Here is a 17,209-nt window from a genome sequence, read left to right as displayed (position 1 = left end):
GAAGTGTGATTGAACATACGGCCGGGGTAGAAACAAAAATGCGGTACCAGGGTACCGCACTTTTTCTTCACTCGACCCGCATGGCGTATTAGTCGCGGCTGGCCTCGTAGGCAGCCAGCTCGTGACGGTAACGGGCAATGGTCTCGTCGCTCAGCGGGCTGCGATCCATATCTGTCAGCATGGCATCGAGATCGCTGGCCAGCTGATCGGCAGCCTGCAGCATGTCCTCGAAGGCAAACGCGGCATTGCTGCGCAGCGGCAGTTGCATGAACAGGGAGACACCCGGCGTGGTGAACTGCTCCATCCGATAGGGATTGAAGGTACCCGGCTTGACCATGTTGATCATGGAGAAGAGCACTTCGCCCTTTCCGTTGGGATCTTCGTGACGGTGGAAAATATCCATCTCGCCAAACTTGAAGCCCAGCGCCATCAGGGATGAGAGCAGGGTCGCACCTTGCAAGTCGTGACCCGGACGGCCCATCAGGTTGATGACATAGACATCCTGCCAGATCTTCTCGACCGGCTGGGGGGCCATGCGCGGCTCTTCAACCACAGGTGCAGGTGCCACATAGGCCGGCTCTTCATAAACAGGCTCGGGAGCCACATGACGGGGCTGCGGCTGATAATCCGGCTCGGGAGCACGCACCGGTTCGGCACGCACTGTGTCGGCGGTACGGACTGTCTCTGCACGGGCACCAAAAGTCGGGGCTGTCGCATAGGCGGGCTCGACCAGCGGCTCGTCGTCCAGCGACTGCATCATGGGCTCGCGCTGGGGACGGGAACGGTAGACCGGGGTACGACGATTAACCTGGGCAGGTTTGCGCACCGGCGCGGCGGGCGCCTCGTCGATCTCCTCGGGCAGCGGTTCGTCGAACGCTTCCTCCTCTTCATAGACAGGAGGTGGCGGAACCGGGCGGGCAGCAGGCTTGCGCACTACGGGCGGCGGCAGATCGTCCTCGTCATCTTCATCATCAAAGGCGGGGACGGCAGGGCGACGACCGAGTTCCGGCTGGCGGCTCTCTTCACTGCGCAGCTTGGGCTCGGCACGACGGCCACCACTGACCACGCGTACCTGGCCGATGCCATCGCTGTCGAAGGCGTCGTTATCACGATCCCGCGACTTGGAGTCCATCCGTCCAATCGGTTTCTCTTTGATCGGTGCCTGACGATTCTTTTTGTTGCTCCACAACCCGTGAATGAGCAATGCCGCAATAGCAATACCGCCCAGGGCAACCAAGATGTAACGCAATTCCTGCATTAGCTGCTTCTCTTTCTAGTTTTGCTCAGCCAAAGCGACGGCTTCACCGATATCGACCGACACAATGCGAGAAACCCCGGGCTCTTGCATCGTGACGCCAACCAGCTGCTCAGCCATCTCCATGGAGACCTTATTATGACTGATGTAAACGAACTGTACTGTGCTCGACATCTCTTTGACAAGAGAACAGAAGCGACCCACGTTCACTTCATCGAGCGGTGCATCCACCTCATCCAGCAGACAAAAAGGTGCTGGGTTGAGTCTGAAGATGGCAAAAACCAGCGCAAGCGCGGTTAACGCCTTCTCCCCCCCGGAAAGCAGGGCAATGGTAGCATTCTTCTTACCCGGAGGTCTCGCCATGATGCTCACTCCGGCCTCCAAAAGATCATCGGAGGTAAGCTCAAGCCAGGCACTGCCCCCACCGAACACTTTTGGAAACAGGGATTTTAAATCTTCGTTGACCTTATCGAAAGTGTCCCGGAACCGTATTTGTGTCTCTTTATCAATTCTTTTAATGGCTTGGCTCAAGGTTTCCAGCGCTTGCTCGAGATCCTGGCACTGATTTTCAAGATAGGTTGCCCGGGTTTTCGCCTCTTCGTACTCCTCCAGCGCCGCCAGGTTGATGGCGCCGAGCGCCTCCACTTGCCCCTCCAGAGTCTGGATCTCCTGCCGCAGCTTGCTGCGATCTGCGGCGATCAACACCGCCTGATCGAGATCTACCAGTCGAACCCCCAGCTCTTCGAACTGCTCGTGCAGCCCTTGCCGGCGGGTGAGGTTGCGCTCGCGCTCAAGGCGCAGGGTCGCCAACTTCTCCTGCAGCACTACCAGCTGCTTGTGATCGGCACTACGCGCCTGATCCAGCTCGCTCAATTGACGTTCCAGCTCCGCCAGCCGTTGATGGCAAGCGAGTTGCTGTGCCTCCAGATTGCGCTGCTCGGCCAGCAGGGGCGCCAGATCCGGCACGGCCTCGCTATCCGGCCCTTTCAGCCCTGCCAGCTCCAGCCCGAGCCTCGCCAACTCCTCTTCGCCCAGGGTAATGAGTTGGCGCAGATTGCCCAACTCCAGTTGCAAACGCTGGCAGGTCGCTTGTTGCTGCTCGCGGCGCACACGTGCCTCGTCGACAGCCCGCTCGCTGCGGGTCAACAGCTCCTGAGCGAGCTGCAACCCTTGCGTCAGCGGCTCCCCCTGCTCCTGCAACTCAGCAAGGCGCGCCTCATCGAGTTCCAGTTGTTCACGGGCGCTGGCCAGTCGCTCTGCCTCTTCGGCCTGCTCCTGATCAAGCCGGATCAGCTCTTCGCCGAGCTGACCGAGCCGCTGCAACCGCTCCTGCCGCTGACCCTGTTGCAGGCTCCAGGCTTCGCGCAGTTGTTGCCATTTCTGCTCTTGCTCGCGCAAGGTTCGCTGCGACAACTCCTGCGCGCTGGCAAGCTGGGCACGCCGGGCATCGGCAGCCACAAGTTGCTCGCTCAGCTGTGCCAGCCCCGCGGCAACCCTCTCCTGCTCGGTATGCAACCGCTCACGCTCACCGAGCAGCGCCATGGTGCCAAGCGCCGCGCCCTGCCCCAGATCTGCCCAGTTTGGCCCCAGCCAGTCGCCAGCAGGAGTCAGTACCGACTCACCGGCCGCAAGGCTTGGCTGGCGGGCCAATGCAGCCTCCCGGCTCTCCACCAGCCAGATGGCGTTGAGGAAGGCAGGAATGTGCTCGCCGCCCAGTTGCGCCGCTAGGGTACCGGCAACCGCCGGTTGCGCCGGGCCAATCCAGAGCCCCTCTTGCGCCAAATTGCACTCGTCCGCCGGCATTGCGGTGAGCCAGCGACCCAGCACTTTATCGAGCGCCTGTGCCCATTCGGGGGCAACCTGCAACCGGTCGGCCAGGGTCGCCCCCTCCATCTGTTCGCCGAGGATCTGATCCAGGGTCGCCAGCCGCGCCTCCAGCTCCCGTTGCAGGCTCAACTGCTGGCCATGCTGCTGCTTGAGTTGTTCATGGGCGTCGACCGCCTGCGCCAGCTGCTCGGTCAGCTCGCCATTGGCCGCCCGCGTCAGCTCCAGCTCACCACTCAGGGCATCGAGGGCCGGTTGCAGATCGTCGGCCTCTGTACCGAGAGGGCCAGCGCGTTCATCTTCCAGCTTGAGGCGGGCCAGCCGGGTCTTGGCTTGCAGCTCCTGCAGGCCACCCAACCGGGTGCGGGTCTGGTTGAGCTGCCCCTGCACCCCGGCCAACTGTTGCTGCCACTGCTGCTGGCGCAGGCGGGCCTGCTCCAGCTGCTCGCTGGCGTGCTGGCGGGCCTCCTGCTGCTCAGTGAGCAACTGCTCACACTGCTCCAGCCGGGCACTCTCCTGCTCGGCGCGCAATACCCCTTCGGTCAGTTGATCCTGCTGGCTGGCAAGCTGCGCCTTGCGGGTGGCGATCCGCTCACCGAGCGCCTCTGCACGGGCCTGCCAGTCGCGCCCCAGTTCACTCTGGTGCAGTTGCTGTTGCTCGAGACGGGCGATGGCCTGCCCGCCGAGAAAAATCTGTTGCTGACGGCTCGCCTGCTCGGCTTGCGCCTCTTGTCTGGCGACCGACAAGGTGACGTGGCGCCCCTCATCGGCGGTGCGCTTGGCATCGAGCGCCGCCAGCGCCTGCTCGGCCTGCGCAAGTTCGGTTTTAGCCTCGCCAAGGCGCGTCTCCAGCGCCCACAACTCGGAGCCAATCAGCTCGGCGCGAGCGGCGCGCGAACGACTCTTGAGCTGTTTGTAGCGCTCGGCCGTTTCGGCCTGGGCTTTGAGGTGCTCAAGGCGCGAGCCCAGCTCGCCGCGAATATCGCCGAGGCGCTCCAGGTTCTCCTGGGTGTGACGAATGCGCTGCTCGGTCTCGCGGCGCCGCTCCTTGTAGCGAGAAACCCCGGCAGCCTCCTCCATAAAGAGTTTGAGATCGGCCGGACGTGACTCCACCAGTCGGCTGACGGTGCCCTGCTCGATGATGGCGTAGCTGCGGGGGCCAAGACCGGTGCCGAGGAAGAGGTCGGTCACATCCTTGCGGCGGCACTTTTGACCGTTGATCTGATAGTGGTTGGAGCCATCGCGCAGCACTTCGCGGCGCACCGAGATCTCGGTAAAGCGACCGAACTCGCCGGGCACCCGGTTGTGGGGATTGTCGAACACCAGCTCCACCGAGGCGCGCCCGTGTGCACTGCGATTGATAGAGCCGTTGAAGATGACATCGGTCATGTTCTCGCCGCGCAGATGGCGGGCGGAGCTCTCCCCCAACACCCAGCGCACCGCGTCGATGACGTTGGATTTGCCACAGCCATTGGGGCCCACCACGGCGGTCATGTCTGCCGACAGTTCGATGCGGGTCGGCTCGACGAACGACTTGAAGCCGGCGAGTTTGATCAGTTTCAGACGCATGGCGACCTGTATCAGTGGCTAAATAAAGAGGAGGCGGGCAGGTGACTTTACCAAATCCAGACCCGGCTTTGTTTGTAATATGCAGGCATCATCCCCATTCAATGCCCGATTTTCAGTCGCCACGGCACGAAATAAGGAATAGTCGGCGACTTTACCAAATCAAAGGCTTGTTTGTAATATGCTGGCAGTTCTCCCATGCATAGATGGAGCTCACATGAGCCAATCACCCCATATGGTCAAAGATTCAATCAGCGGTGCAGACTACTTTCTGCGCGGTTTTTCCCTCATTCGCCAACCGGGCATCCGCACCTTTGTGCTGATCCCCCTGCTGGTCAACTTCGTGCTGTTTGCCGGGGCCTTCTATGCCCTCTTGCTGCAACTGGACGGCCTGTTCGCCTGGCTCCATCAGCAGATCCCCGCCTGGCTCGACTGGCTGGACTATCTGCTGTGGCCCATCGCCCTCATCACCATACTGGTGGTCTTCTCCTTTATCTTCAGCTCGGTCGCCAACTGGGTAGCCGCTCCCTTCAACGGCCTGCTGGCGGAGAAAGTCGAGCAGATCCTCACCGGCCAGCCCGCCAATGACAGCGGCATGCTGGATATCGTCAAGGATGTGCCACGCACCTTCGGCCGCGAATGGACCAAGCTGAAGTATTACCTGCCCAAGGCCATTGGCTGCCTGATCTTGTTTCTGATCCCTGTGGTGGGCCAGACCCTGGCGCCTGTGCTCTGGTTCCTGTTCAGCGCCTGGATGATGGCGATCCAGTATGTGGATTATCCGTTCGACAACCACAAGATCGACTTCATCACCATGCGCGATGCCTTGAAGCAGCGCCGCGGCAAGTGCCTCAGCTTCGGCGCTTTGGTGACCCTCTTCTCCGCCATTCCGGTGGTGAACCTCTTCGTGATGCCGGTCGCCATCTGTGGTGCCACCGCCATGTGGGTCGATCACTACCGGCAAGAGCAGTTGGGGCGCTAACCCTTGAACATTGATTAGAAAAAGGCACCCGAAACGGTGCCTTTTTCGTATTTAGCATGAATTAAATTAATGCATGCATTCGATAGCTTGTCCCATATGACACGAGTTGGTAGGATTCTGGCCTTTCTCGTTCCCTGGGATATCTCATGTTACATGCACTCTTCTTGGTGGGCCTGGTGGCCGAAGGGATGACCGGCGCGCTGGCCGCGGGTCGGCGACGGATGGATCTGTTTGGTGTGGTGATCATCGCCTCGGCGACGGCCATCGGTGGTGGCACCATCCGCGATGTGCTGCTGGGCCACTATCCGCTGCTCTGGATTGAGCATCCGGAATACGTGCTGCTGGTTGCCGCAGCCGCGATGGCGGGTGTGGTCTCCGCCCCCCTGATGCGCTATCTCGGCAAGCTGTTCATGGCCCTTGATGCCCTGGGACTGGTGGTCTTCTCCATCTTCGGTGCGGCCCGGGCGCTGGATATGGGCCACGGCGCCGGTATTGCCTGCATCATGGCGGTGGTGACCGGAGTCTTTGGCGGTGTGCTGCGGGATCTGCTCTGTCAGCGAATTCCGCTGGTGTTTCGTCGCGAGCTCTATGCAGCCATTTCGCTGATCACCGCAGCCCTCTACTGTCTGGCGCTGGATCAGGGCTTGCCCACCAACTGGGCAGCGTTCGGTTCCATCGGGATCGGCTTTGTGCTGCGGCTGCTGGCGGTACGCTTCAAGTGGGGTCTGCCCACTTTCAACTACCAGTACGCGACCCATTGAGTACGCCAGCTTCTGGCGAAGCAGGTTGGATTGCGAGCAACAAAAAAGCGCCCGAGTGGCGCTTTTTTCATGGACGTTCTGCGACTCAGTTAATCCCTTCCGAGCTGAAGAAGGTCGCCTTGTCGGCGATAAAGCGGATCTTGATGTTCTTCCCTTCCCCGCCCCAGAGGCAGCTGGTAGTGCCCAAGGCATCATCACAACGCTCCGCCTTGCCCAGAATGGTGCTGGCCTCGGCGTAGCTCATCCCCATCTTCAACTGGTCGTAATTTTCACGGTTGAGCTTGCTGCAACCGGTCAACAACAGGGCGATCAGACCGCCAATCACTATCTTTTTCATCGCTATCTCCTCTCTGGTGGGAAGAGCTTGGCAGCTTGCCAACCCCTTTACCAGCTGCGCACCGGGCCGGTATCGAGGTGAACGAAGTTATCACGAGGATAGTAACCAACCCCACCCACCTTGAGCTGGAGCGCCGCCTTGCGCAGATGGGCCAGCTGTACGCCGGGGATCCGCACATCCACCGCCTGCCCCAGGGTGTGGTAGCTGTGCTTGGCCACGCCGCGGCTCTTGTGGCGCTTCTGACGATTGGTCGCCGGGGCGCGATAGCCGGAGATCAGCTGAATTTCACTGCGCCGACCCAGCTTGTGCTGCAACAGGAACAGCTGATCAAACAGCTTCTTGTCGATGTTGAACACTTCGTTGCGCCGGTAATCGCGGAAGATGTGGTTGAGCTCGGCCAACCCGTCGCTCAGATAGTGGCCGTTCTCCCAATAGCTGGCGCGCACCCGCTCGCCGGTATTGAGATTGAAGAAACTGAGTTCACGCCCGGTGGTACTGCGGCTGGCCAGTGCAGGGAAGGAGATCAGCGAGCTGCCCAGCAGGCAACCGGCTCCCAGCAACAGGCGACGTCGACTTATCTCTTGTTCCAGCATAAGGGGTTCGTCCATCGCAGATTCAAGCGAAAATAGTTGAATAAGATCACTGATTGAATGTGATACTGGCGCTTGAAACTACCCTCCAGCGGGGGGCCCTGTCAAACCTCAATCGCCCATAGAAAAGCCCGGCACAGGCCGGGCTTTTCACTCTGTGGCAGGGATCACAGCAGGCGGCTCTGGAAGCTGACCCGATCAAATCCGTAGATGTCGTTACGCAATTGCTGGCGACCATTTTCGTCGATCCAGCTGCTCCAGTAGACGGTAAAGACCGGGATCGGCGTGGTGAGCGGCAACCATTTGGTCTGGCTCTCCTTGAGGATATTGGCCACCTTGTCCGGCTGATAGCGGGAATCTGCCAGCAACAGTTCGGCCAGATCGTCCGCATGTTCCACCCGGATGCAGCCCGAGCTGAAGGCGCGCGCCCCCTGCTCGAACAGCGCCTTGCGCGGGGTGGAGTGCAGATAGATGGCGTCATTGTTGGGCAGGTAGAACTTGTAGCGCCCCAGGGCATTGTGATCCCCCGGCTTTTGCCGCAGGCGATAGGGGAAACCGGCGGCCAACGCCTGATGCCACCCCTCTTCGGTGAACTGGACCGGATTGCCCTCGCTGTCAATCACCTCGAACTGCTCGCGACTCAGATAGGCGGGATCGCGACCCAGCTTGGGCAAAATGTCCTTGCTCAGGATAGAGCGCGGCACATGCCAGGAGGGATTAAGCACGATGGAGCGAATTTCACTGGCCAGAATGGGGGTGGCCCGCTGCTCCTTGCCGACGATGACCCGGCTGGTGAATACCTCGTTGCCGGAATCCACCACGCTCAGGCGGTAGTCAGGAATATTGACCAGCACGTAGCGGCCACCGGCGAGCTGATCCACCAGATCGCGACGCCACAGGTTGCGCAGCAGCAGGCTGGCGCGCACTTGCGGGCCGGTATTGAGCCAGGAGCGGGTCTGACGACCGATAATGCCGTCTGCGGTGAGACCGTGACGACGTTGGAACTGCTTGATGGCCTGCTCGGTATCACCATCGTAAATCTGATCACCATGGCTCGGGGCGCTGTCGCCCAGCTCGTTGAGCATGGCGCGGATTTGGCCTAGCTCGGCGGAGCTCTCTCCGGCACGCAGGGTCGGCATATCGAGGGTTGGCCACTTGCTGGCCATCGGCATTGCCAGCAGTTTGTGCACTTTGGCCCGCACCGCCTCGTATTCCGCCACCTGGGGGCGCAGAGATTTCACCTGGGTGAGCAGGTCATCATCGCTGGGTTGGGTCACTACAGGGCGGTTCAAATCGAGCTTGAGGGTCTTCATCTGCTCGCGCGAGACCAGATCCATCCCCCGCCAGGCGTGCTGGAAACGGCTCAGCTTGGTAAAAATGTCGTCATAGATGGCACCACGCTTGTCTGCAGGGGTGGCCTGCAGACGCTTCCACAGCGTGAAAAAATCGGGATGCAGCTGGGCAAGCACAGCCTCTTGCAACTGCTGCTCCAGCTCGACACGGGCCTGTTCGGCCTGACTGCCCTGATACCAATCGTGTCCGGTTTCACTGGCCGCCACCACGACTTGTGCTTCGGTCGCATGTACCGCGCCAGCGGGCAAACATCCCAGCCACACCAGATTGGCAAGGGCCAGCCAATACTTCATCCCCATGGGTACCTCAAAACGGTTTGTTCACTCTGTCAGGCCTGACAAGCAGACCCGATGCTCAGGCCGCTCATGATGCGTGAACGGCCAATACTTTGCTAGCGCCCGGGGGCATAACGCTGCCAGATAATGTCATACGCATCTGTCTCCTTGAACCGCGCCAATGCCTGATTGAATTGTTGCAAGAACTGCGGCGAAAAGCTGCGTTTGCCCAACATAAAGAAGCTCGGCGATTCAGATACCACCATGGGGTGACTGGTGAACAGACCGCTCATCCCCTCCTTGTTAAGAGCGCTGGGGGTAGCCAGCATGTCACCAAGGAAACCGTCGATCCGCCCGCGGGCCAGCTTCTCAAAATTTTGCTGGTCGCTCACCGCACTCACCTGTTTGGCATAGCGAGCGAGCAGCGACATCACTTCATCACCATAGAAGTACTCTTTGGTGACACCGAGGGAGTAACCACTGGCCAGCCAGCTCGCCAGATCCTGCTCGGGATAGTGGCTGCCCCTGCGGATCCACAGCAAGGTCCGCCCCGGGTTGTAGGAGTCGGAAAACCAGGCATAACGAGCGCGCTCATCATTGATATTCGCCTCCATCGCCATGTCTATCTCGCCATGCTCCATCTCGTGCAGTATCCGCTTCCAGGGCAGCTCCACATAGTTGACCTTGCAGTGCATGGAAGTGAGCACAGCCGTCAGCACCTCGGCGGCATAACCGCGCACCTCTTGGGGTGAATCGGCTTCGTAATAATGGTAGGGGGGCCAGTTATCGTAACCGACCTGAATGGGCTCGGGACACAGGGCCTTGGCCAATGCCATTGGCACCCATAATCCAAGCAGCAGACAGCAAGAGAGCCACTTCATATGTCATCCTTGACGAATAGGTGAGTCATCATAAATCGCCCCCTGCAAAATGGCGATAGAGGCCAGATGACTATCGCATCCGCTAGAAAATGACGCAGCAAAGCGCTTCTATTTACCAATTGCCCTGCCGGAGCGCCACTGGCAACCTGTGCCGCGCCAGGCCTGTTTAACCGGGAAACAGCAACGTTTGGAACAGGGGTAAAAAGGGGTTAATATGTGACCAAATATTTTTTTGTGATCCACTATGCTTTTTTTGCAATTGGATTAGCATATGCGCGACATCGGCCTACCCATTCTGTCAGGCATAGAGAGTGATATGACGTACAAAAAGTTCGGTTTTTTGACTGCCATTCTGGCGTTAAGCGGTTTTTATCTTTACACCCTCTATCTGGCTGCTCACCCCAACGTGAGCCTGGCCTACAAACTCTATTATCTGGAAGGCAAGACCCGCTTCTGGGAACACAACTCCAGCATGACCTATCAGCCGGGTAACGAGCTCAATCTGACCAAGCCGAGCCGCTTTCTCTCCAGCGAAGGCTGGGCCAAGAAGCCGAGCGATGAAGGTACCCTGCTCAGCGGTCAGGGCGGTCTCTACTTTGTGCTGCCCAAGCAGGCGGCCAATCCGGATCAGCTTACCGTACAGGCCCGCATCAACAGCCCGGAAGCCGGTGCCCTGTTGAAAGTGGCGCTGGGTCACGACTTCACCACCACGGTGAAACTGGCCAAAGCGGGCATCAACGAAATCCGCCTCAGTCTGCCCGGTGACTCGCTCACGGCAGATCCCAAGCGCCCCAATTTTCTGGCGCTCTCGGCACCTACTCCCATCAATGTGCAGTCGGTACGTTTGACCGTAGCCCAGTGATCCTTGCCCCGAATACCATTTTATAAAAACAACTATCCCAAATAAGGACGTTCTTATGTCGCATCCAGATTTTCGACTCTCTCTGGTCGTTCCCGTTTACAACGAGGAAGAGAGCATCGATGCCTTCATCAACGCGATAGACAACGAACTGGCCCCGCTGAAAGACCAGCTTGAAATTGTATTCGTCAACGATGGCAGCCGTGACCGCACCCGTGAAGTGGTCGAGCAGGCCATCGCCCGCGATCCGCGCGTAACCCTGGTCAACCTGGCACGCAACTTCGGTAAAGAAGCGGCCCTGACCGCCGGTCTGCATCAAGCCAAAGGGGATGCCATCGTACCGATGGACGTGGATCTGCAAGACCCGCCCGCCCTGATCCTGGAGTTCGTAAAACTGTGGCAGACCGGTGACTATGACACCGTCTACGGCATCCGCGTCGATCGCAGCGCCGATACCCCGATGAAGCGCGTGACTGCCGGTGGCTTCTACCGCTTCTTCAACGCCCTCTCCACCAGCACCAAGCTGCCGGAGAACGCCGGTGACTTCCGCCTGATCGACCGTCGCGTGGTCGAGGCGATCAAGCTGCTGCCCGAGCGCAACCGCTTTATGAAGGGGCTGTTTGCCTGGGCCGGTTTCCGTGCCGTTGGCGTCCCCTACGAGCGCCCGGCCCGTCACGCCGGTGAAACCAAATTCAACTACTGGAAACTGTGGAACTTCGCCCTCGACGGTCTGCTCAGCTTCTCCAGCTGGCCGCTGCGGGTCTGGAGCTATGTGGGTGTCGGCGTCTCCTTCGTCGCCTTCCTCTACATCCTCAAGATCGTGACCCAAGTGGTCTTCTTCGGCATCGACGTGCCCGGTTACGCCTCCCTGATGTCTGTAGTGCTGTTCCTCGGCGGTATCCAGCTGCTGTCGCTCGGCATCATCGGCGAGTACATCGGCCGCATGTTCGTGGAAGTGAAACAGCGCCCGGTCTACCTCATTGAAGGGGTCTATGGCCAGTATGCCAAGCAGGATGCGGCCAAACCGCAGAGCGCTGACAGCAACCCGCAAGAGCAGCAGGAGCAAGCGCCTCAATGATCTCCCGCGAGGAATTCTGGCGGCTGGTACGTTTCGGTTTTGTCGGCGGGGGGGCTACCCTCGTCGACCTTGGCACCTCCATCGCACTGTTTCATACCTGGCCCACCATCTCGGAGCACCTGGTTACCACGCTGGCTTTTGCCATCGCGTTCTGGTTCTCCTTCTTTGGTCACCGCTACATCACCTTCCAGAAGCAGGGAGCCGCCAGCAAGTTTCTGCTGGTCGCCCTCTTCTCGCTGGCGGTGCGTAACCTGATCCTGAGCGGCCTGCTGTTTGCGGGGCTCTCCGGTCTGCTGCCGGTGGTCATCGCCACCCTGACCGTTACCGTCCTCACTTACGTTCTCTCTCGCGTCTGGGTTTTTGCCTGATGAATGATATGACCAATACTGCCCCGCTAACCGGGGCTGCACTCCCCTATCGCCCGTCACTGCGCATCAGCGGCCGTGACTGGCTGATGATCATCGCTGCCTTCATGCTGAGCCGGGTGGCGCTGTATGGCATGGGCTACTTCGGTGTCCAGCTCTATGGTTCCCCCGACATCGGCCCGCTGCAGGCATATTGTCAGTTCGACTGCGTCTGGTTCCAGCGCATCATCGAGAACGGCTACGATCTCTACCCGCGTTGGCTGAGCAAGGGCAATGCGGCCAACTGGGCCTTTATGCCGCTCTATCCGATGGTCTCCGGTGCCATCTCCAACCTGTTCAATGTCGAGAGCCTGATCGGCCTCATCATTGTTACCAATATCTCCTTCTTCGCCAGCCTGCCGCTGATGCTGCTGGTGTTGCGGCAGCTCAAGCTGGGTGACGATACCGCCCGCTTCGGCGTCTGGCTGCTCGCCTTCTCCCCCTTCTCCGCCTACTTCGTCTCCGGTTATACCGAGTCGACCTTTATGGCGCTGATGCTGGGGATGTTCCTGTTCGCCTATCGGGAGCAGTGGCTGATGGTGGCCGTGCTGGGGGTCTGTATCTCCGCCACCCGCAACCTGGGGGTGATGATGGTCTTCCCGGTGCTGATCCTGGCGCTGCAGGCCTACGGCTGGCGGGAATTTTTCCGCTTTACCGAGCGAGCCTTCAAGGTGGTCTTCACCCTCTGGATGATCCCGTTTGGCCTGTTTGCCTACATGGTCTACCTCTATCACCTGACCGGCGATGCCTTCGCCTTCAAGCACATTCAGGTGGCCTGGGGTCGCTACATGGACAGCCCGCTGGACTGGTGGCTGAGCGGTTTCGAGCTGGGCGGCCGCAAGGCTTACCTCTCCATCATGGTGATCTTCGGCTGGTGCCTGAACGGTTACCTGTTCAGTCAGAAGCGCTGGGCGGAAGCGACCCTGATGTTCATCTGCTGCACCATCCCGCTGATGACCGGCCTCAACGCCATGCCACGCTACATGTTCGGGCTCTACCCGACCCTGCTGGCCATCATTCTGCTGACCCATCGCTGGCCAGCCATCCGCCCTGCTGTGCTCTGCATCAGCGGCATGGTTGCCTCCTTCATCGCGGTGGCCTTCGTCAACTTCAAGTTCTTCACCGTCTGATGTGACGACGATGCCTGACACACCAAATGCCGGTCACCTGACCGGCATTTTTTATGGCCGCTATTTTTATCGACAGAGCGTCCCATCTCCTCTCCGTCACACTTTCCTCGGCTTGAAAACGTAACCATTTGAACTGAAGTCACAAATCGGCATTTTGCCGATCCAAGGCGCGCTTTGCTGCTCCTAGAATGGTCCCTTGTCCGAACTGCCCTGCTCAAGGAATGGCTTATGCGTCGTGCTCATCACTTATCCCCTCTCTGGCTCGCCCTGCTGGCCGCCCCTCTGTTCACCCCACAGGCGATGGCCGCCCCCGAGGTTCACCTCTATGTGGATGGTCAACCGGTCGCGACCCCGATCGCGCTGGATAAGGGCATGGTGGAGCTGACCCACACGCTCGCTAAGGGGAGCCACCAGATCCGCATCAGCGACGCAGACAACAGTTGCGGTACCAGCTTTGGCCCGAGCGAGAGCAAGCCGCTCCCCTTCGGCACCGCCCAGCCCATGGACAAATGCAGCAAGGATCAGAGCTTTACCCTTCGGGTGATGCTGGCCGGGGAGTATCAGTTCACCTTCAACCCGGATACCCCCAGCCTCAAGGTGCTGCGGGCGACCAAGAAGAGCGAGTTCAAGCGCCAGCCACCAGAAGAGCCCTGCATCAGCTGGGATGGCGGCCCGGTCACTGTGTCGCTCAAAGGGGTCTGGCCCGAGGGTACCCGACTGAGGGATGCCTACTCGAAACAGGAGGCGGTGGTCAAACAGGGCAAGCTGACCCTGACCCCGAGCAAAGAGAGCGGTGGCCTGCTGCTGCTCGAACCGGTCAAGGCGGCCAAGCCAGCACCGTTCAGCTGGGATCAGGCGAGCGTCTATTTCCTGCTGACCGATCGCTTCCACAACGGCGACCCCGCCAACGACCACAGCTTCGGCCGCCAGAAGGATGGTCAGGATGAGGTAGCCACCTGGCACGGCGGTGACTTCAAGGGGCTGACCGAGAAGCTCGACTACATCAAGAGCCTCGGCATGAACGCCATCTGGATCACCCCCATGGTGGAGCAGGTGCACGGCTTTATCGGCGGTGGCGAGCAGGGCAACTTCCCCTTCTACGCCTACCACGGCTACTGGGCGCTCGACTTCACCAAGATTGACCCCAACTACGGCAATGAAGAGAGCCTGAAAACCCTGGTGGACGAGGCCCACAAGCGCGGCATGCGGATCATCCTCGACGTGGTGATGAACCACGCCGGTTACGCTACCCTCGCCGACTTGCAAGATCTGGGGCTCACCGAGCTAACTCAGAACAGCAGCAAACTGCCGACCGTCTGGAACCAGTGGCGCCCGAGCGGCGGTCTCAACTGGCATGGCTACAACCAGTTCATCGACTATCAATCACCCGCGTGGAACAAGTGGTGGAGTGGTGACTGGGTGCGCGCCGGTCTGCCCGACTACCCACAGCCAGGCACCGACGATGTGACCGGCTCGGTGGCGGGGCTGCCGGACTTTCTCACCGAATCGACCAAACCGGTAGGGCTGCCGCCGTTGCTGGCGGCAAAAAAAGATACCAAGGCCAAGGCGCTGCCCAACGCCACCGTGAGCGACTACCTGATCGCCTGGCACACCGACTGGGTGCGCCGCTTTGGCATCGACGGCTTCCGCGCCGACACCGTCAAGCATCTGGAGCCCGAAGTGTGGGCCAAGCTCAAGCAGGCGGGCACCGCTGCGCTCAAGGAGTGGAAGACAGCCAACCCGGGCAAGGCCCTCGACGATCTGCCCTTCTACATGGTGGGTGAGGTGTGGGATCACGGGGTAGCCAAGGATTTCTGGTATCAGAACGGTTTCGACTCCCTGATCAACTTCGACTATCAGCGCGAGTTCGCACTGTCACAGGCCCAGTGCATGGCCAGCGCCGAGCCCACCTATGCCAGCTACGCCAGTCGCATCAATCAGGATCCCGAGTTCAACGTGTTGAGCTACATCAGCTCCCACGACACCAAGCTGTTCTTTGGCGACTATCAGGATGTGCCGCTACAGCGCCGGGTCGCCAACAGCTTTATGCTGCTGCCGGGCGGCATCCAGCTCTACTACGGCGACGAGTCCGGCCGGGGGCTGGCCAAGGATGGAGGGGTGTTCGATCAGGCGTTGCGCTCGGACATGAACTGGCAGGAGCTGGCCAGCGGAGACAAGGCTGAGCTGGTCAAGCACTGGCAGCAACTGGGCCAGTTCCGCGACGCCCATCCGGCCATTGCGGCAGGCAGTCACCAGAAACTCTCGGATGCCCCCTACGCCTTCGTGCGGGAGAAGGGGGATGACAAGGTGGTGGTGGTCTTTGCCGGTCGGCAGAAGTAACTCTTGAGCCACATTCACCAGCAACAGAGAGGGGAGCCACTGGCTCCCCTCTCTCGTTTATCTATCTGCCAAGGCTCACTGTGACTGGCGCGCCGCCACCGGCCACTGCAACCGCGCCTTGAGCAGAGTCTCCTGCCACAGGGGCCAAGAGAGCAGCGCCTGCTGATAGGCTCCGGCCTGACCGGGCAACTGGATGCCATAGCTGGCCAACCGATAGGCCATCACCGCATAGAAGGCATCGACAATGCCCGCCTCGCCAAAGTAGAAGGGGCCCCGCGCCTGCGACCAGCTCCCCTGCAAGCGAGCCAGCTCGCCGACCGCCTCCACCGGGGGATCGATACGGGTTGGCGCCGCAAGAAAGAAGGGGAGCAGAGAACGGATCTGCCGAAATCCCGCGTGTAACTCGGCGCAGAGACTGCGAGCCAGCGCCCGCTCGGCCAGCGAAACAGGATAGAGCTGGCGGTCGGGACAGAGCTCGTGAACATATTCGGCGATGGCCAGCGAGTCGTGAACCCGCACGCCGTTGTGTTCGAGCCAGGGCACCAGACCGGCCGGTGCCAGCCGCTTGAGCCGGGCCAGCGACTTGGCATCCTCCAGATCGAACACCTGCTCCTGCCACGTCAGCCCGCTCATGGCGAGCACCAGTGCAGCCCGCATCGCCCAGGTGGAGCCGGTGCCCACCGCCAATACCAAGGAACCCATTTGTTGCCTCCTGCATGAGTTGCCTGCGACCGGCCGATCTGCCCTGATGGCAAAACATCCGATGGTCGCTTCACATTTGCGCACCGGCGGGTTTGACCCTCTTGGTGAGCGATGCTAGTTTGATTTTTCAAAACAATCAGTTAGCAACAATGTGAGCCATTAACCGAAATATGGACAGCCAATTTACCATCGTCATCGCAGATGACCACCCCCTGTTTCGGGGCGCCCTTTACCAAGCGGTGCACATGGCCATCAACGACGCTCAATTGCTGGAAGCGGACTCCATCGACAGCCTGACCAGCCTGCTCGGCGAGCACCCCGAAGTTGACCTGTTGCTGCTCGATCTCAAGATGCCGGGAGCCAATGGATTCGAGGGGCTGGCCCACCTGCGCGGCCAGTATCCCGACCTGCCCATCGTGGTGGTCTCCGCCTCGGAAGATGCGGCCATCATCCAGCAGGTATTGCGGCTTGGGGCGCTCGGCTTTATTCCCAAGTCGGTACCGATGAAGGAGCTGGTCAACGCCCTCAATACGGTGATCGGGGGGGATAACTGGGTGCCGGAAGGCATCTCGCTCCATCCCGAATCGGAAGATGGCCCCGATTTCGCCAGCAAGCTGGCCAGCCTCACCCCCCAGCAATACAAGGTACTGATCATGCTGCGCGATGGCAGCCTCAACAAACAGATCGCTTGGGAGCTCAACGTCTCCGAGGCCACCATCAAGGCCCATATCACCGCCATCTTCAGAAAACTGGGCGTCAAGAACCGCACTCAGGCGGTTATCGCCCTGCAACAGCTCGATATCAAGGAGAGCTGAAACCCGCGCGCAGTGACTCGCGCGAGACGACATAGCCAGCCATGTTGGCTATTTGTT

15 protein-coding genes are annotated in these 17,209 nt (G+C 60.1%); 8 read left to right on the top strand and 7 right to left on the bottom strand.

Going from position 1 to position 17,209, the window contains the following annotated elements; all coding sequences use genetic code 11:
- Nucleotides 1–88: 88 nt before the first annotated feature.
- Nucleotides 89–1,258 carry a cell division protein ZipA gene (gene zipA / locus ACTG2J_RS05440; RefSeq protein ID WP_139429323.1) on the bottom strand — a complete coding sequence of 390 codons (1,170 nt, stop codon included), beginning with the start codon at nt 1,256–1,258 and terminating at the stop codon, nt 89–91.
- A gap of 15 nt (nt 1,259–1,273) precedes the next feature.
- Nucleotides 1,274–4,648, bottom strand: a complete 3,375-nt coding sequence (locus ACTG2J_RS05435) for an AAA family ATPase (RefSeq protein WP_439997264.1) — start codon at nt 4,646–4,648, stop codon at nt 1,274–1,276.
- A gap of 214 nt (nt 4,649–4,862) precedes the next feature.
- On the opposite strand from ACTG2J_RS05435, the gene cysZ reads away from it, so the two are divergent.
- Complete coding sequence (gene cysZ, locus ACTG2J_RS05430) at nt 4,863–5,627, top strand: sulfate transporter CysZ (protein ID WP_005338455.1); 765 nt, start codon at nt 4,863–4,865, stop codon at nt 5,625–5,627.
- A 146-nt stretch (nt 5,628–5,773) separates the two neighbouring features.
- Complete coding sequence (locus ACTG2J_RS05425) at nt 5,774–6,388, top strand: trimeric intracellular cation channel family protein (RefSeq protein ID WP_005338456.1); 615 nt, start codon at nt 5,774–5,776, stop codon at nt 6,386–6,388.
- 85 nt (nt 6,389–6,473) lie between these two features.
- Here the strand turns inward: ACTG2J_RS05425 and ACTG2J_RS05420 are convergent, their stop codons facing one another.
- The 4 genes from ACTG2J_RS05420 to ACTG2J_RS05405 all read right to left on the bottom strand — a co-directional run bounded on the left by ACTG2J_RS05420 (nt 6,474) and on the right by ACTG2J_RS05405 (nt 9,824).
- Nucleotides 6,474–6,725 carry a lipoprotein gene (locus ACTG2J_RS05420; protein WP_005338457.1) on the bottom strand — a complete coding sequence of 84 codons (252 nt, stop codon included), beginning with the start codon at nt 6,723–6,725 and terminating at the stop codon, nt 6,474–6,476.
- Between the two features lie 47 nt (nt 6,726–6,772).
- On the bottom strand, nt 6,773–7,318 hold the full coding sequence (locus ACTG2J_RS05415; RefSeq protein ID WP_005338458.1) for a DUF882 domain-containing protein: 546 nt from the start codon (nt 7,316–7,318) through the stop codon (nt 6,773–6,775).
- A gap of 164 nt (nt 7,319–7,482) precedes the next feature.
- Nucleotides 7,483–8,967: a L,D-transpeptidase family protein gene (locus ACTG2J_RS05410; RefSeq protein WP_439997263.1), complete on the bottom strand. Its 1,485-nt coding sequence runs from the start codon at nt 8,965–8,967 to the stop codon at nt 7,483–7,485.
- A gap of 92 nt (nt 8,968–9,059) precedes the next feature.
- On the bottom strand, nt 9,060–9,824 hold the full coding sequence (locus ACTG2J_RS05405) for a substrate-binding periplasmic protein (RefSeq protein ID WP_439997262.1): 765 nt from the start codon (nt 9,822–9,824) through the stop codon (nt 9,060–9,062).
- 316 nt (nt 9,825–10,140) lie between these two features.
- Here ACTG2J_RS05405 and ACTG2J_RS05400 point away from each other — a divergent pair, with 316 nt between their 5' ends.
- The 5 genes from ACTG2J_RS05400 to ACTG2J_RS05380 all read left to right on the top strand — a co-directional run bounded on the left by ACTG2J_RS05400 (nt 10,141) and on the right by ACTG2J_RS05380 (nt 15,635).
- The gene (locus ACTG2J_RS05400) at nt 10,141–10,686 is read left to right on the top strand and encodes a hypothetical protein (RefSeq protein ID WP_041202288.1); all 546 of its coding nucleotides are present in this window, start codon (nt 10,141–10,143) and stop codon (nt 10,684–10,686) included.
- Between the two features lie 55 nt (nt 10,687–10,741).
- The gene (locus tag ACTG2J_RS05395) at nt 10,742–11,761 is read left to right on the top strand and encodes a glycosyltransferase family 2 protein (RefSeq protein ID WP_115521339.1); all 1,020 of its coding nucleotides are present in this window, start codon (nt 10,742–10,744) and stop codon (nt 11,759–11,761) included.
- Nucleotides 11,758–12,129, top strand: a complete 372-nt coding sequence (locus tag ACTG2J_RS05390) for a GtrA family protein (protein ID WP_005338463.1) — start codon at nt 11,758–11,760, stop codon at nt 12,127–12,129. Before ACTG2J_RS05395 ends, ACTG2J_RS05390 begins: the two co-directional genes overlap by 4 nt.
- Complete coding sequence (locus ACTG2J_RS05385; RefSeq protein ID WP_005338464.1) at nt 12,129–13,295, top strand: hypothetical protein; 1,167 nt, start codon at nt 12,129–12,131, stop codon at nt 13,293–13,295. Before ACTG2J_RS05390 ends, ACTG2J_RS05385 begins: the two co-directional genes overlap by 1 nt.
- Before the next feature lie 228 nt (nt 13,296–13,523).
- Nucleotides 13,524–15,635, top strand: a complete 2,112-nt coding sequence (locus tag ACTG2J_RS05380; protein WP_439997261.1) for an alpha-amylase — start codon at nt 13,524–13,526, stop codon at nt 15,633–15,635.
- Nucleotides 15,636–15,710: 75 nt separating this feature from the next.
- On the opposite strand, the gene ACTG2J_RS05375 is transcribed toward ACTG2J_RS05380, so the two are convergent.
- Nucleotides 15,711–16,337, bottom strand: coding sequence for a glutathione S-transferase N-terminal domain-containing protein (locus tag ACTG2J_RS05375; protein WP_257687147.1), 627 nt, complete (start codon nt 16,335–16,337; stop codon nt 15,711–15,713).
- A gap of 170 nt (nt 16,338–16,507) precedes the next feature.
- Here ACTG2J_RS05375 and ACTG2J_RS05370 point away from each other — a divergent pair, with 170 nt between their 5' ends.
- Nucleotides 16,508–17,152 carry a response regulator gene (locus tag ACTG2J_RS05370; RefSeq protein WP_005338467.1) on the top strand — a complete coding sequence of 215 codons (645 nt, stop codon included), beginning with the start codon at nt 16,508–16,510 and terminating at the stop codon, nt 17,150–17,152.
- The last annotated feature ends 57 nt before the right edge of the window (nt 17,153–17,209 follow it).

The sequence above is a fragment of the Aeromonas sp. 6P genome (assembly GCF_051919525.1).
GTDB lineage: Bacteria > Pseudomonadota > Gammaproteobacteria > Enterobacterales > Aeromonadaceae > Aeromonas > Aeromonas veronii.
The sequence above is the reverse complement of the archived record's forward strand: the minus strand, read 5'-3'. Positions and strand labels throughout refer to the sequence as shown.

Coding starts and splice junctions, on each gene's coding strand:
- cysZ (WP_005338455.1), top strand. CDS start 4,863: ATGAGCCAATCACCCCATATGGTCAAAGATTCAATCAGCGGTGCAGAC.
- ACTG2J_RS05405 (WP_439997262.1), bottom strand. CDS start 9,824: ATGAAGTGGCTCTCTTGCTGTCTGCTGCTTGGATTATGGGTGCCAATG.
- ACTG2J_RS05375 (WP_257687147.1), bottom strand. CDS start 16,337: ATGGGTTCCTTGGTATTGGCGGTGGGCACCGGCTCCACCTGGGCGATG.
- ACTG2J_RS05415 (WP_005338458.1), bottom strand. CDS start 7,318: ATGCTGGAACAAGAGATAAGTCGACGTCGCCTGTTGCTGGGAGCCGGT.
- ACTG2J_RS05420 (WP_005338457.1), bottom strand. CDS start 6,725: ATGAAAAAGATAGTGATTGGCGGTCTGATCGCCCTGTTGTTGACCGGT.
- zipA (WP_139429323.1), bottom strand. CDS start 1,258: ATGCAGGAATTGCGTTACATCTTGGTTGCCCTGGGCGGTATTGCTATT.
- ACTG2J_RS05370 (WP_005338467.1), top strand. CDS start 16,508: ATGGACAGCCAATTTACCATCGTCATCGCAGATGACCACCCCCTGTTT.
- ACTG2J_RS05400 (WP_041202288.1), top strand. CDS start 10,141: ATGACGTACAAAAAGTTCGGTTTTTTGACTGCCATTCTGGCGTTAAGC.
- ACTG2J_RS05395 (WP_115521339.1), top strand. CDS start 10,742: ATGTCGCATCCAGATTTTCGACTCTCTCTGGTCGTTCCCGTTTACAAC.
- ACTG2J_RS05385 (WP_005338464.1), top strand. CDS start 12,129: ATGAATGATATGACCAATACTGCCCCGCTAACCGGGGCTGCACTCCCC.
- ACTG2J_RS05390 (WP_005338463.1), top strand. CDS start 11,758: ATGATCTCCCGCGAGGAATTCTGGCGGCTGGTACGTTTCGGTTTTGTC.
- ACTG2J_RS05425 (WP_005338456.1), top strand. CDS start 5,774: ATGTTACATGCACTCTTCTTGGTGGGCCTGGTGGCCGAAGGGATGACC.
- ACTG2J_RS05435 (WP_439997264.1), bottom strand. CDS start 4,648: ATGCGTCTGAAACTGATCAAACTCGCCGGCTTCAAGTCGTTCGTCGAG.
- ACTG2J_RS05410 (WP_439997263.1), bottom strand. CDS start 8,967: ATGGGGATGAAGTATTGGCTGGCCCTTGCCAATCTGGTGTGGCTGGGA.
- ACTG2J_RS05380 (WP_439997261.1), top strand. CDS start 13,524: ATGCGTCGTGCTCATCACTTATCCCCTCTCTGGCTCGCCCTGCTGGCC.